The organism is Humitalea rosea, from assembly GCF_003253705.1.
Taxonomy (GTDB): domain Bacteria; phylum Pseudomonadota; class Alphaproteobacteria; order Acetobacterales; family Acetobacteraceae; genus Humitalea; species Humitalea rosea.
The window spans coordinates 35,200-47,889 of the sequence record NZ_QKYU01000032.1 but is presented as its reverse complement, the minus strand read 5'-3'; the positions used below and the strand labels follow the sequence as shown (position 1 = coordinate 47,889).

The window sequence follows — 12,690 nt, the reverse complement described above, 5'->3', positions numbered from 1 at the left end:
GCTTGCGCCGGCCTGACCACCCGCGCCACCACAACCAGCAGGCGAGCCGCTCAACGGCGAAATGTAGACGCCGAGGGCGTGATGAATAATCCGGGCTAGGAGGAGCAGTGTCAGCCTGAGTAGGACACTGCGCGCGGTGCGTGTTTTTCGACTTCATGGACATGACCACCTCTACAAAGACCGCCTGCACCGAGTCGCACCTCCTCCGCCAGTTCCCATACGAGCCGTGCTCTCCGCCTGACCGACCGCCGCGCTGAGTGGCAGGTTTCCTGGGGTTTTCACCGCAGACCTGTTGACTGGCCCGGCGCGGAGACGGCGGAAAATCGCTCTCCGGAGGCCCTTTCTCTCCGGACCTCCTGACTTGGCCGTTTTAGTACGGAACTCAAAAACCTAGGTCAAAGGCCGGTTTCAGCGCGGTCGAGACTTGCCCCGGTTCGAACCCTACTTGCCCGAAATCCGTGCTTCAAGAACGAAACGCTGGTACGGCGTCCAAGCGGTGACCGATCGGGCCACGAAAGGCCTTAACCGTGCGCCGCGAGCGCGGCGCCTGATTGAACCTCCTGACGCTTTCGACCTCTAATGCAGACATCTGCGTCTCCCAAAGATGGGAGGAAAGCTCCTTCGCAGCCTTTTGGGAACCCCGGAGCAATGCTGAAGAGTTCTTGACCTTCCGCCGCCTCCCGAGAAATTCGGGGTCAGTCTTCCACGGCTGGCATCAGTCCTTGCTCGAGCCACAGGGCCTCGTGACGATGAAGGTTCCGCAAAAGTAGACCAGCGCGCTGGGAGCCGCGATCCTGATTTACTGACAATGGAACTGGCTGTGCGGGGTCCTGTATTCGACGCAGAATCAACAATTGGATCAAGAGAAGGAGCATGCGTGTGACTGAGTAGAACCTCGAACACGCTGCTCGACTGTCGCCGATTGGCATCTTATCGGCACCATGCGCAATGTAATTACGAAATACGCGACCCAGTTCAGCAGCAGCAGATGCTCCAGACAGGCAGTATTTTTTCTCAATGGAGTCGACTGATTCTTTTAGCGCAGGGAGTTTTGAACAAATATGCCTGGCAACTCGATATGAAATATCAAATGCCCAAACATCCGAGGTAAGTCCAGGCTCGGCTTTAAATAGCTGGCGGGCACGTACGGGCACCTTGTCCACCGAGAAAAGTGTGCCAGCAGAAATCTCTGTCGCCGCCTCATAGGCATTCCAAACAAAATTGAAAATGATGAGCGCTGCCGCGTATTTGGAAGCAGCTTCTCTATCCTCTTCATCGTGCTCCCAAGCTGCACTGCACCACAGACCTGCCTCGCTGTCGTCCACGTGCGACGGGTCCGCGAACACGTCTTCCACGCTCGCCGCCATCTGCAGGGCATAGATCACACCGGGCCAAGTTTCCTCTGCTTGGCCTCGTATTCCAAATTGTCCCTCGAAATCGCAAACTACAATGGCGCGAAACAGCGCGACCATATGCTCGCGCAGCGGCACGATTTGCTCGGTCCAGCAGTCTGGTTTTCCGCAGCTGCAGTGAACATAGCGATCTGCGGGATCGATGGCGCGATACTTTAGCCTCGGCTTTCCATCCTCCGAGTACCCAATGCGCCCCAAATGGCCCAGAATTTTTAGCGAATCGGTATCCATGATGTCGACTCTATGCGGGTGCTGCTAATAACAGCCACCGATTTCGGCATCATTTCGGCCAGTCAATTCGATGGATGTAGACCGGGGTGGCGGTCCGCCCAAGGGCGAGTTTCTGTCTTCGGTGGCTGGGCGGGTCCGGTAGAGACGCTCACTTCTGATCGCCCTGACCAATCGGCCCCTTGGTCGCTCTATAACTTTTCAGCATCTCTCTCAGTTCGGCATAGCCTGGCCCTCTTCCCTCATTGTCAGCGATCCCGGCAGCCGCAAGTTTGCGGTCAAACGCCAACTGATCGGCTAGGCCCGGCGCGTCTCGCGGCAAGAAGCGGGCTTTGAGATACAGGACCATGCCCTCAGGCTGGTCGACCGAAACCCTCAGCCGAGTAAGGTCCACACGGGTGCGTTCGGCGCAGATGGGCAATCGCGCAGTCGCATCTTTGCAGGCGAAGAAGGTAAGCCGGCGGCCATCCAGTTTGATGTCGATGAAATCCGCTCCTTCGGTACCTCCGCGCAGAACGCCGGCGCAGCCAACTAGGACGCGTAGCACAGCGCCCAGACGATTTAGGGCGGGAGCATAGAAGCGGAAGGTGGCTGCGTCTCGCATGCCGCCGAGCCCAGCCTCAACAGCGGCACTCACAGCCTGACGCACGACCTCCGGCTTCCCGACCGAGAACAGCAGAGCGTTCGCCTCCTGCATCCCCGTAGCGTGACTTCCAAAAAATACGCGGAGATCTCGTTGGATCGAACGCGCGAGGGTCGTGTAGCGTGGTGCGCCGGGAAACAAGGTGAGGGCAAGGTGAATAAGCAGGTCTTCCTTTCGGGCTGTGGCAGCCGCGGCAAGGCCGTCTCGGTTGACGGAATCTGAGAGGCACAGGTCGGTGGCCCGCCCGATCGACACGTTGGCAGCACGCAGCCGCTCGCGGAGGGCACTGGGGACTTCCTCGGTATCGAGGACGCGGCCGCGGTCGACGATAGCCGCCCAAAGCATTTGCAACTCTGCACCGATTCGCTCGACGAGTTCCGGGCGAGCATTGACCGTTCGGCTCGGCCGTTCCGGGGAGTGCCAGCCCGAGTGCCGAGTGATATCGCGGACCTGACGCCTGAACAGGACCTCCTGCTCAAGGTCCTTATCTCGGAACACCACGAAGATACCTGGCGCAAACGCAACCGGCGCGTCGCCAAGGGTCTCCGCGATGAAGTCACGGAGCTCCTGCTGGGCGAAGTACTTCTGAAAGGTCCCGCGTGCCGTAAGGTAGCCATCGCCATGGGGCCGCAGGGCGCCGAAGCTATATTTGCCGAGCGGCATCACGGCGACACATAGAGCCCGCTTCGCGAACCTATAGGCGGCTGTGAGGGTTTCAGCGCGTTCATGCCGATCCTCGATGACGTTCAGCACGAAGCCAAGGTTGACGACGTCTGCCGGCCGCCGCAGGCCGTCTGGCGCATAGTGAGGATCCCACCCGTGCGCCTGGAAGCCATTGGCCGCCAGTGCCGCCACATCGTCGCCCTGACCGCACCCATAGTCGAAGACGGTGTCTGCTTGGGTGAGGATGCGATGAGAGACCAAGACCTGGACTGGCTGTGATAGGTCACGGCGAGTGATCGCAGTGCGATGCCGAACCACATCCACGATTGAGGTGCTGCCGGTTTGGTGGACACGGAGATAAGGTTTTTCAACCGTATCGGAGTTCCAGATGCAGCGACGAGTGTTCAGCCGAGAGTTCAAGCTTGAGGCGGTGAAGTTCGGCGGCGTTGAAGTCGACACGAAGGGCAATGGGGGGTGGCATGGTGAGCCTCCGAGGATCACCAGCTTGAATCACATCAGCCCCGCGTCGGGGAATCCCCATTGTGAGTCAGGGGCCACGGGAGTTGGTATTAGCTGTAGACGCCCAGCTATTTCCGGTTCCGGGTCTGGCACAAAAGGTCATAAAACCTACCAATAGGGCTATACGAGATGCAAGTGTGAGATGTAGCTTTATCGGCAGACCGCTGGCTCGGCAGCTCGCTTGATTCGGCGGTCTGAACGTGCCGAACATGGAACAAAAGAGATGTCTGGCGCGACGGTCCGCCGTGTCTCAGGCCACGCATGTCGCCGCTTGCCCTGCCGGGCTCGCATCGGCGTGAAGGCGCGCTTCGCTGTCCAGCAAAGCTTGCAAACAATGAAGGGTGCCAAACGCCCTGCATATCAAGGAGAACCTCCATGACACGCCGCCGCGACCTGATTCTGGGCAGCGCCGCTGCCGCCGCCGCAGCGCTTTGCCTGCCGCGTTTGGCCGCCGCCACCGACTTCCCCGATCACCCGATTCGTCTAGTGGTGCCCTTTCCGCCGGGCGGGAATCTGGACTTCACGGCCAGGCTGTTGGCTCCGACGATGTCGCGCGTGCTTGGGCAACCCATCGTGGTCGATAATCGCGCCGGGGCCGGTGGGATACTGGGGAGCGAAGCGGTCGCCCATGGCCGACCCGATGGCTACACCTTGCTTGTTGGCTCGAGCGGCCCGCTCTCGCTGCTGCCGGTCACGACGCCGAATCTCCCCTTCGATCCCGTGCGCGATTTTGCGCCAATTGGGCCCGCTTACCGCATCCCCATTGTGCTGCTGGCCTCGCGCAATCTATCTGCGAACTCGCTTGCCACTTTCCTGGAACTGGCAAAGATGCGGCGAGGGCAGCTCTCCGCCGGGTCGTCCGGAATTGGAACCGGCGCACATCTCGCCATCGAACTGTTCAACCACGGCAGCGGCGTGCAACTCCTTCATGTCCCTTACCGCGGCACCGGCCCAGCCTATTCTGATCTGATTGCCGGCACGATCGATACACTCTTCGATCAGCTTTCCAATGCACTGCCGCTACACCGTGATGGCCGCGCGCGGATCCTGGCCGTCGGCTCGGCGGAGCGCGTGCCGGAGCTGCCGGATGTTCCCACTCTCCGCGAGGCGGGGATTGTCCAGCCTGAACTTAGCACCACGATCGGATTGCTTGCACCGGCCGGCACTCCAGCCGCCGCTGTCGAAGCCCTGCGCGCGGCCTTGGCGATGGCCTTGGCGGATGGTGTCGTGCGCGAGCGGTTGGAGAGCCTCGGCGCCGAGATCGCCACGCCGGATGACGTTACCCCGGCGCGGTATGCGGCCCTGATCCAGGAAGAGCTTGCAACATCGCGCGCCGCCGTCGCGCTACCAGGCGTCAAGCTCGAATAGCGAGCCCCTTCGGGCGCGGACCGCGCGACGAAGGGTTACCTTCCTTCCACGCAGTGCAAGAAAGCTTATTCATGGAACCCGATCACGACTTCACTTATATCGACTGCGCCGAGATCGATACTGCCACCGCCTATCGTCTGGTTGTCGGCTGTGTCGTCCCGCGGCCTATCGCGTGGATCACCACAGTCGATGCCAGAGGGCGGGTCAATGCCGCGCCGTTCAGCTCGTTCAACTATGTGGCGACAAGTCCTCCCATGCTGGCGGTCAACATCGCGACTCGTGCTGGTTCCGAAGGTTTGGTCAAAGACACGGCGCGCAATATCCGCGAGACCGGGGAGTTCGTCGTGAACGTCGCGACGGAGGCCATGATGGAGGCCATGCATCTCTCCGCCCAGGAATTTCCGCCGGAGATCAGTGAGCCAGAGGCCCTCGGGCTGAAGTTGCTTCCGAGCCGCCGCATCGCGCCGCCGCGGATCGCCGGCTCGCCCGTGCACATGGAATGCCGATTGGACCAGGCGGTGACACTCGGGCGGGGCATCAATACGCTCTACATCGGAGAGATCGTCGCGTTTCACCTCGCCGGCACCGTGTTCGATGGCACGCGGGTCGATAGCGTGAAACTGCGCCCGATCGCGAGGCTGGGCGGGCCCTTCTATTCAGCGCTGGGCGAGATCTTCGACCGCCCCATGCTGCAGCGTCCGCCTGGCGGTGAGGGTTGGGCGAAGCCGCCCGGCGGTCAGGCCTAGCGCCCGACCGCCTTCGTGGCACCAGGGCGTCGGCGAGGTTTTCCCTACCCCGTCACGCTCGCCAGGACTTCCTCTTCGGCAACCAGATGGACTTGTAACAAAACTTCCAGCGCGAAAAACGCCCGGCGCAACTCGGCAACGCTCGTCGCCCAGCCGCCCTCTTGCCCGGCGGCCTGCAGCAAAGCTGTGACACGATCGACCAGCTGCTCGATTTCAGTGTGCATGCGGATCAGTGGCGCCATCGGATCCTGCCCGCCCAGACGCAGGGCGGCGGCAGGGTAGAGCGCACGCTCCTCCTCGCGTTGATGCGGCAGGAGTTCTGTCCGCAAGCGAACCTCAAGCGCCTTCAGCGAAGGCAACTCTGATGCCGTGGCCCCGATCGTATCGCCCGCGGTCCTCAAGGCCTCCACGAGGCGTCGTAACTCCGCATGCTCCGCCGTTCGCTCCTCGAGCCCCGCCTCGGCCGGGAGCAACGAGGCCTCGGTCTCGGCCGATCCGGGGCGCAGCGCGGTCAACGCGAAGAGAATCGCGAAGACGTCGATAGCCTCCTGCACGAAGGCCCCGGTAAGCGGCGCGAGAAATCCTGCCGCAGCCACTCCCATCGCGCAAATCGATAATCCCATCCCGATCAGGATGGCCGTAAGCGCAACCTGCCGCGTGCGTTTGGCGATTGCGATGGCCTCGGCGACGCGATCGATCCGGTCGACCAAGAGGACAACATCACTTGCCTCGGCCGCAGCGGCGGTGCCGGCGGCACCCATCGCAATGCCGACGTCGGCGGCCGCGAGCGCCGGAGCGTCATTGACACCATCGCCAACCATCGCAGTCCGCGCCTTCGATGCCTCCGCCCGGACAGCAGCGATCTTCTCGGCTGGGGATTTTTCCGCCAGCACCGCATCCAGGCGCAATGCGCGTCCCACCGCAGTTGCCGCTGCGATGCGGTCGCCGGTGAGCAAGGCAATGCGGTTGACGCCGAGTGCCCGCAGTCGCCTGACGGCTGAGGGCGCTTCCGGCCGCAGCCCGTCGGCCATGACGAAGGCTGCGACGGTATGCCCATCGGCCGCGAGCCAGGCGATCGATCCCGCGGCTACCTGCGACGCGAGGCCGAAGGCGGCGCTGGTGTCGATGTGCGTCTCTTGCAGGAAGCCCTTGCTGCCGAGCGCCAGCGACAGTCCATCCACAAGACCCGTGACGCCGCCACCAGGGCTTTCCGTCACCTCCACCGGCTTGGGCAGATCGAGACCCCGCTCTTTTGCTGCGGCCACCAAGGCTGCCGATACCGGATGGGTGGAGCCCTGGGCCAGAGCCCCCGCCAGGCGCAGCGCCGCGTCGCGTCCCAGTGCGGGATCGGCGTCGACCGCGGCAAGGCGGAGCCGGCCTGGGGTCAGGGTGCCGGTCTTATCGAAAAGCACCGTCTGAATGCGCGACAGCCGTTCCAGGGCTCCACCGCCTTTGACGACGATGCCGCGCCGGGCCGCTCGGCCGATGCCTGCAATCAAGGCGATGGGCGCGGCAAGGATGAGCGGGCAGGGGGTCGCAACGACCAGCACGGCCAAGGCCCGCAAGACATCCCCCGTCGCGGCCCAGGCCCCCCCAGCGAGAAGCGCCGTCAGCCCGACGAAGCCGAGGGCCCATCGGTCAGCGAGGCGGACCAGGGGGGCGCGCGTGGTCCGGGCCTGCTGCGTCAGTCGCAGGATGGCCGCATAGGTGCTCGCCCCCGCATCCTGAAGTGCCCGCATCCGGAAGGCTGGGCCTGCGTTGATGGCGCCGCTGCGGAGCGCAGCCCCTCGCGCCATCAGCCTGGGCAAAGGCTCGCCCGTCAGCATGCTTTCATCCAGGGTGGCGCCATCCTCCTCCAGCGCCCCATCGGCTGGTATGGTGTCGCCCGGGCGGACCAGCAGGCTGTCTCCGGGGCGGATATCAGCGACGTCGATGTCGATGATGCCGTTCTCGGTAAGCCGTGCCGCCCGGCGGGGCGCGCGGGCCATCAGATCGGTCAGCGCGCCGGCAGCCCGCCCCTCTGCCCAGGCTTCCAGTGCCTCCCCGCCCGCAACCATCAGCGCGATCACTACGGCGGTCGCGCCTTCTCCGAGCGCGACGGCGCCAAGGATGGCCACCAGCGCCACCGCATCGACCCCCACCCGCCCGCCGAGTAGCGATCGCGCCAAGCCGATGCCGACCTGCGCCGCGACCGGAAGGGCAGTGGCTGAGAAGACCCACCCCGCCGTTGGTGCTTGGCCCGCGAGCAGGAGGACGACCCCCGCAACAAGGCCAAAGAGCACCCAGGCAAGCAGAGCGAAACGCGGCATCAAGGTAGCTCCCCGGGGTCGGCTGCGTGGTCCTGCGCTATGCTCTGAGACGTGAGGACTTGCGGCGAGCCCAACCTCTGCTCAGCGCAGCGCCGTGGTACAGTGCAGTCAGGACGGTATCGATAGCGAGGCCGATGCCTGCTGTGACGGGCGAGCATTGGGCAGGCCGTAGGCACGCCCGATGGTCGAGCGACTCGGGCCGGCTCGGCGGCAATGGCCCTGTGATCGGTAGTCGCTAGCCCCGTTGCAACGCCGCGGTGGCGAGACCTGCTGCGATCAGCGCCCCGCCGCCGACCCTGTTGCAGGCCCGTCGAACGTGCGGCTGCCGCACGGCGCCGGAGAGCCGCCCGGCCAACAGCGCATAGGCCGCCGCGTTCATGGCGCCGAGCGTCACGAAGGTCACTATCAATGCAATCGCTTGTGGCACATAGGCGGCGGCAGGGTCGATGAAGAGCGGGACGAAGGCCACGAAGAAGGCGATCCCCTTCGGGTTCAGCGCCGTCACGACGAAGGCCTGGCGCGCGGCGTGGGCGGGCGGTAGCGGTGGGACTGCCATCGTGCCGACCGGGGCGCGCCACTGCCGCAGCCCGAGCCAGACCAGGTAACCGGCGCCCGCTACCTTCATGATCGTGAAGGCTGTCGCCGACGTCGCGAGGATTGCACCCAGCCCCGCCAGGGACACGGACATTGCCACTGCATCGCCCGCCGCCACGCCCGCCACCAGCGGCAGCACCTGTCGCCAGCGTCTCAAGCCGCCCATCGGCGCCGCGGCCAGGGACTGGCCGATGACCATCAGGATCGTGGGTCCCGGCACCACCAGCATCGCCGATGCTGTGGCGACGAAGGCAAACCAGAGCTCGATGCGCATCGAGGCTTATTCCTCCGCCGGGTGGGTTTCGGGAAACATCTCCCGCGAGGCTTCGGCAAAAAGGTCGGCTTCCGTGCGGCGCGTGGTCCGCGCTTTGGGTGTCGTCGAAGCAGGCTCCGGAGCCGGGGCGGCCGGCTTGGCCCGGCGGCGAACGGAGGCGGGCTCGGCGGCGTCGAGTGCTGCTGCCAGATCCTCGATAATGTCCGAGACATCCTCCAGCCCGACCGAAAGACGCACGCTTCCGCCAGAGATGCCCAGCCGTGCCCGTTCCTCCTCCCCCAGACGCATATGCGTGGTGGTGGCGGGATGGGTCACGAGGCTCTTCGCATCGCCGAGGTTGTTCGAGATGTCGATCAGCGACAGTGCGTTCAGCGTCCGAAAGGCCGCATCCTGCCCGCCCTTCAGGTCGAAGGTCACGAGGGTGCCGCCCGCGGCCATCTGCCGCTTGGCCAGCGCATGCTGCGGATGGTCAAGCCGGAAGGGGTAACGAACCTGGGCCACCTCCGTCCGCTCGGCCAGGAAGTCGGCGACGGTGGCAGCGGCGCGACACATTGCGGGCACACGCAGATGCAGCGTCTCGAGCCCCTTGAGGATGGTCCAGGCGTTGAAGGGGCTCAGCGCAGGGCCGGTGTTGCGGATGAAGGGCTGGAGAATCTCATCCACCCATTTCTGGCTGCCGAGCACGGCGCCGCCGAGCACGCGGCCCTGGCCGTCGAAATGCTTTGTGGCGGAATAGACCACGACATCGGCGCCGAAGTGCATCGGGCGCTGCAGCAGCGGCGTCGCGAAGACATTATCCACGACCACGATGGCGCCGGCCGCGTGAGCGAGGTCGCAAACCGCGCGAAGATCGACCAGGTCCAGCATCGGGTTGGACGGCGTCTCCAGCAGGACGAGCTGGCACGGCTTGCGGAAGGCGGCCTCCCACGCGTCCAGATTCTCGCCATCCACGAATTCCGCCTCAATGCCGTAGCGCGGCAGGAGGGTGGAGACGATCCAGTGGCAGGAGCCGAACAGCGCCCGCGCCGCGACCACCCTGTCCCCCGCCTTGAGGTGGGACAGCATGGCGGCATGCACCGCGGCCATGCCGGTAGCGGTGACGCGACAGGCTTCCGCCCCCTCAAGGGCCGCCAGACGCTGCTCCAGCATGGAGACGGTCGGGTTGCCGAAGCGGCTGTACTGGTAGTGCTCGACCTCATTGCGGAAGGTCGCCGCGGCCTGCTCGGCACTGTCGTAGACGAAACCGGAGGTGAGGAAGAGCGCTTCCGAGGTCTCGCCATACTCGCTTCGCATGGTGCCGCCACGCACCAGCTGTGTCGCCGGGCGGTAGGTCTTGGCGGGGGCGGGCGGGGTCTTGGCCATGGTGCAGCTTTCGGCATCCGGATACGACTTGCATCCAAGGGGCCCGGCCCGGTCAGGCGCAATCCCCCCGTAGGAAGACGACACCAGGCCGTTTAGCGCGATTGTTTTTCGCATCCTGGTTGAAGGGATGCGACCCTGAAGGGACCTCGCCGCAAGCTGGCCGGACAAATCGCGAGGGGCGGGGGTGCCGCCACTGCTTGCGTAGAGCCGGCAGCCCTTTCGGGTCAAGCGGCGGGCTGGACGTGGCCGGCGAGGGCAGGGTAGGATGCAGGCCGCGCGGGTGTAGTTCAGAGGTAGAACGTCAGCTTCCCAAGCTGAATGTCAGGGGTTCAATTCCCCTCACCCGCTCCATCCCCCACGACCCACCGTCTTATATGCCGCTTTTCCCGGCACGCGCCGGTTGCCGATTGCGCGTTCAGGCGCCATCGTGCCTGCCACGAACAAGCACCGGGAACTCGGCAATGGCTCAGCGTGGCGTAAGATTCGGCATATTTCTGGCGCCGTTTCACAGGGTTGGTGACAATCCGACGCTTGCGATTGGGCGCGATCTCGAATTGATCCAATGGCTTGACCAGTTGGGCTATGACGAGGCCTGGATCGGCGAGCATCACTCCGCCGGCTGGGAAACCATCGCGAGCCCCGAAGTGTTCATCGCGGCCGCAGCGGAACGCACCCGGCATATCCGTCTCGGTTCGGGTGTCACAAGCCTGCCCTACCACCACCCGCTATTGGTAGCGCAACGCTTTGTGCAGCTCGATCACATGACCCGCGGGCGAGTCATGATGGGGGCAGGGCCGGGGGCATTGGTCTCCGATGCCTATATGATGGGCATAGATCCGGCCCATCAGCGACGGCGCATGGAGGAATCGCTCGATGCGATCCTGCGTCTGCTGGCTTGCGAGGAGCCGGTCACTATGAAGACCGACTGGTTCGAACTGCGCGACGCGCGGCTGCACCTCGCCCCCTATACCGATCCCCGCTTCCCGATCGCCGTCGCCACCAGCACCACGCCGTCTGGCGTGCTGGCTGCGGGAAAGCATGGGCTGGGGATGCTTTCGCTCGGCGCGGGCCTGGCAGGCGGTCCTCAGAAACTGGCCGAGCAATGGCGCCTCGCGGAGGCGACCGCGGCCAAACACGGAAAGACCATGGATCGCCGGGACTGGCGCCTGGTCGTGAATGTCCATGTCGCCGAAGATGATGAACGAGCGATGCGGGACGTGCGTCTGGGCGAGCGTCTGGAAACCGTTACCTATTTCTCGGAGACTTTGGGGCGTCCACCCATGCGTTCCGAAAACCCGCTGGCCGAAGGCCTCGCCGCCGGCACCACATTGGTGGGTTCGCCGGAAACGGTGGCCGCCGGGATCGAGCGCCTGCTCGGCTTCACCGAGGGCGGCGCTGGGGCGGTGCTGTTCCGGGCGCATGAATGGGCCAATCGGGAGGACACTCTGCGGAGCTACGAGCTGTTCGCCCGCTGGGTCATGCCACGCTTCCAGGGCTCGCTGGTCAGCACCACCGGCTCGCGGGAATGGGTCAGCAGCCATCGCAGCACCATCTTCGCCCCGGCCATTGAGGCGATGAAGCAGGCCTTCGTCGCGGCGGGTCAGGACGTACCGGACAGCATGCGCTTGCGGCTTCACGACGAGACGGCCGCCAAACCCGAGGAGTGAGATCCATGAGCCTCTCCTTCACCCCGCTGCATCCCCTATTCATGGCAGAGGTAAACGGCGCCGATCTGACCAAGCCGTTGCCGGAGGACCAGGCGGCCGAAATCGGGGCGGCGATGGACCGCTATGCCGTGCTGGTGTTTCGCGATCAGGATATTGACGACGCCCAGCAAATCGCCTTCGGCACCGCCTTCGGCCCATTGGAGGCGGAGACCGCGACCGTCGATGCCGATAAAAGGCGTCTGCAGCACGCCCAGATGAACGACATTTCCAACCTGGACGAGAAGGGGCAGCTACTGGCGGCCGATGACCGCCGGCGGATGTTCGCCCTTGGCAACCGCCTCTGGCATAGCGACAGCAGCTTCAAATCCACGCCAGCCCGCTACTCGCTGCTGCACGGCCGCGTCGTCCCCCCGGAGGGCGGCGAGACCGAATTCGCGGATATGCGGGCAGCCTGGGACGCGTTGGACGCGAAATCCCAAGACAAGCTGCGCGATTTGGTTTGTGACCACTCGCTGCTCTTCTCGCGCGGGCTTCTCGGTTTCTCGGACTACACGGATGACGAGCGTCGCAAATGGGAGCCGGTGCCGCAGCGCCTGGTGCGCCGCCACGAGGGATCTGGACGCTTGAGCCTGTATCTTTCGGCCCATATTGGCCGCATCCATGGCTGGCCGGTGCCCGAGGCCATGGCGATGATCCGCGATCTGATGGAGCACGCGACTCAGCGGGAGTTCGTGTACCGCCATAATTGGCGCCGCCAAGATCTTCTGATGTGGGACAATCGCTGCAGCATGCATCGGGCCCGCCCCTTCGAGGATCGTGCCTACCCCCGCGACCTGCGCCGCGTGACGATCCAGGATAGCCGGCCGACGCTGGAACAAGCCGCGGCCTGACGGGTCACAGGCTAC

Annotated in this window: 9 protein-coding genes and 1 tRNA gene; 5 read left to right on the top strand and 5 right to left on the bottom strand. The window is 64.6% G+C overall.

The genetic code is table 11. From position 1 onward, the window contains the following. Nucleotides 1–695 precede the first annotated feature (695 nt). Both C8P66_RS23660 and C8P66_RS20900 read right to left on the bottom strand, forming a co-directional pair. Nucleotides 696–1,643, bottom strand: coding sequence for a hypothetical protein (locus C8P66_RS23660; RefSeq protein WP_146423006.1), 948 nt, complete (start codon nucleotides 1,641–1,643; stop codon nucleotides 696–698). Nucleotides 1,644–1,791: 148 nt separating this feature from the next. Then, nucleotides 1,792–3,366: a DNA phosphorothioation-associated putative methyltransferase gene (locus tag C8P66_RS20900; RefSeq protein WP_158537338.1), complete on the bottom strand. Its 1,575-nt coding sequence runs from the start codon at nucleotides 3,364–3,366 to the stop codon at nucleotides 1,792–1,794. A 474-nt stretch (nucleotides 3,367–3,840) separates the two neighbouring features. Between C8P66_RS20900 and C8P66_RS20895 the strand changes: the two genes are divergently transcribed. Beyond that, a complete protein-coding gene (locus tag C8P66_RS20895) occupies nucleotides 3,841–4,833 on the top strand; it encodes a Bug family tripartite tricarboxylate transporter substrate binding protein (protein WP_158537337.1) in 993 nt (330 codons plus the stop codon). 71 nt (nucleotides 4,834–4,904) lie between these two features. Then, nucleotides 4,905–5,579 (top strand): flavin reductase family protein, encoded by a 675-nt coding sequence (locus tag C8P66_RS20890; protein ID WP_111400221.1) that lies wholly within the window; start codon nucleotides 4,905–4,907, stop codon nucleotides 5,577–5,579. 44 nt (nucleotides 5,580–5,623) lie between these two features. Here C8P66_RS20890 and C8P66_RS20885 read toward each other — a convergent pair whose 3' ends face one another. The 3 genes from C8P66_RS20885 to metZ form a co-directional block, all read right to left on the bottom strand. Continuing rightward, a complete protein-coding gene (locus C8P66_RS20885) occupies nucleotides 5,624–7,888 on the bottom strand; it encodes a heavy metal translocating P-type ATPase (RefSeq protein ID WP_111400231.1) in 2,265 nt (754 codons plus the stop codon). Nucleotides 7,889–8,123: 235 nt separating this feature from the next. Beyond that, nucleotides 8,124–8,756 carry a LysE family translocator gene (locus tag C8P66_RS20880; protein ID WP_111400220.1) on the bottom strand — a complete coding sequence of 211 codons (633 nt, stop codon included), beginning with the start codon at nucleotides 8,754–8,756 and terminating at the stop codon, nucleotides 8,124–8,126. Nucleotides 8,757–8,762: 6 nt separating this feature from the next. Then, nucleotides 8,763–10,118 (bottom strand): O-succinylhomoserine sulfhydrylase, encoded by a 1,356-nt coding sequence (gene metZ / locus C8P66_RS20875; protein ID WP_111400219.1) that lies wholly within the window; start codon nucleotides 10,116–10,118, stop codon nucleotides 8,763–8,765. A gap of 276 nt (nucleotides 10,119–10,394) precedes the next feature. Between metZ and C8P66_RS20870 the strand changes: the two genes are divergently transcribed. The 3 genes from C8P66_RS20870 to C8P66_RS20860 all read left to right on the top strand — a co-directional run bounded on the left by C8P66_RS20870 (nucleotide 10,395) and on the right by C8P66_RS20860 (nucleotide 12,675). Then, nucleotides 10,395–10,469: transfer RNA gene (locus tag C8P66_RS20870), tRNA-Gly, on the top strand. Between the two features lie 110 nt (nucleotides 10,470–10,579). Continuing rightward, nucleotides 10,580–11,785 (top strand): LLM class flavin-dependent oxidoreductase, encoded by a 1,206-nt coding sequence (locus C8P66_RS20865; RefSeq protein ID WP_111400218.1) that lies wholly within the window; start codon nucleotides 10,580–10,582, stop codon nucleotides 11,783–11,785. Between the two features lie 5 nt (nucleotides 11,786–11,790). After that, nucleotides 11,791–12,675 (top strand): TauD/TfdA dioxygenase family protein, encoded by an 885-nt coding sequence (locus C8P66_RS20860; protein WP_111400217.1) that lies wholly within the window; start codon nucleotides 11,791–11,793, stop codon nucleotides 12,673–12,675. The last annotated feature ends 15 nt before the right edge of the window (nucleotides 12,676–12,690 follow it).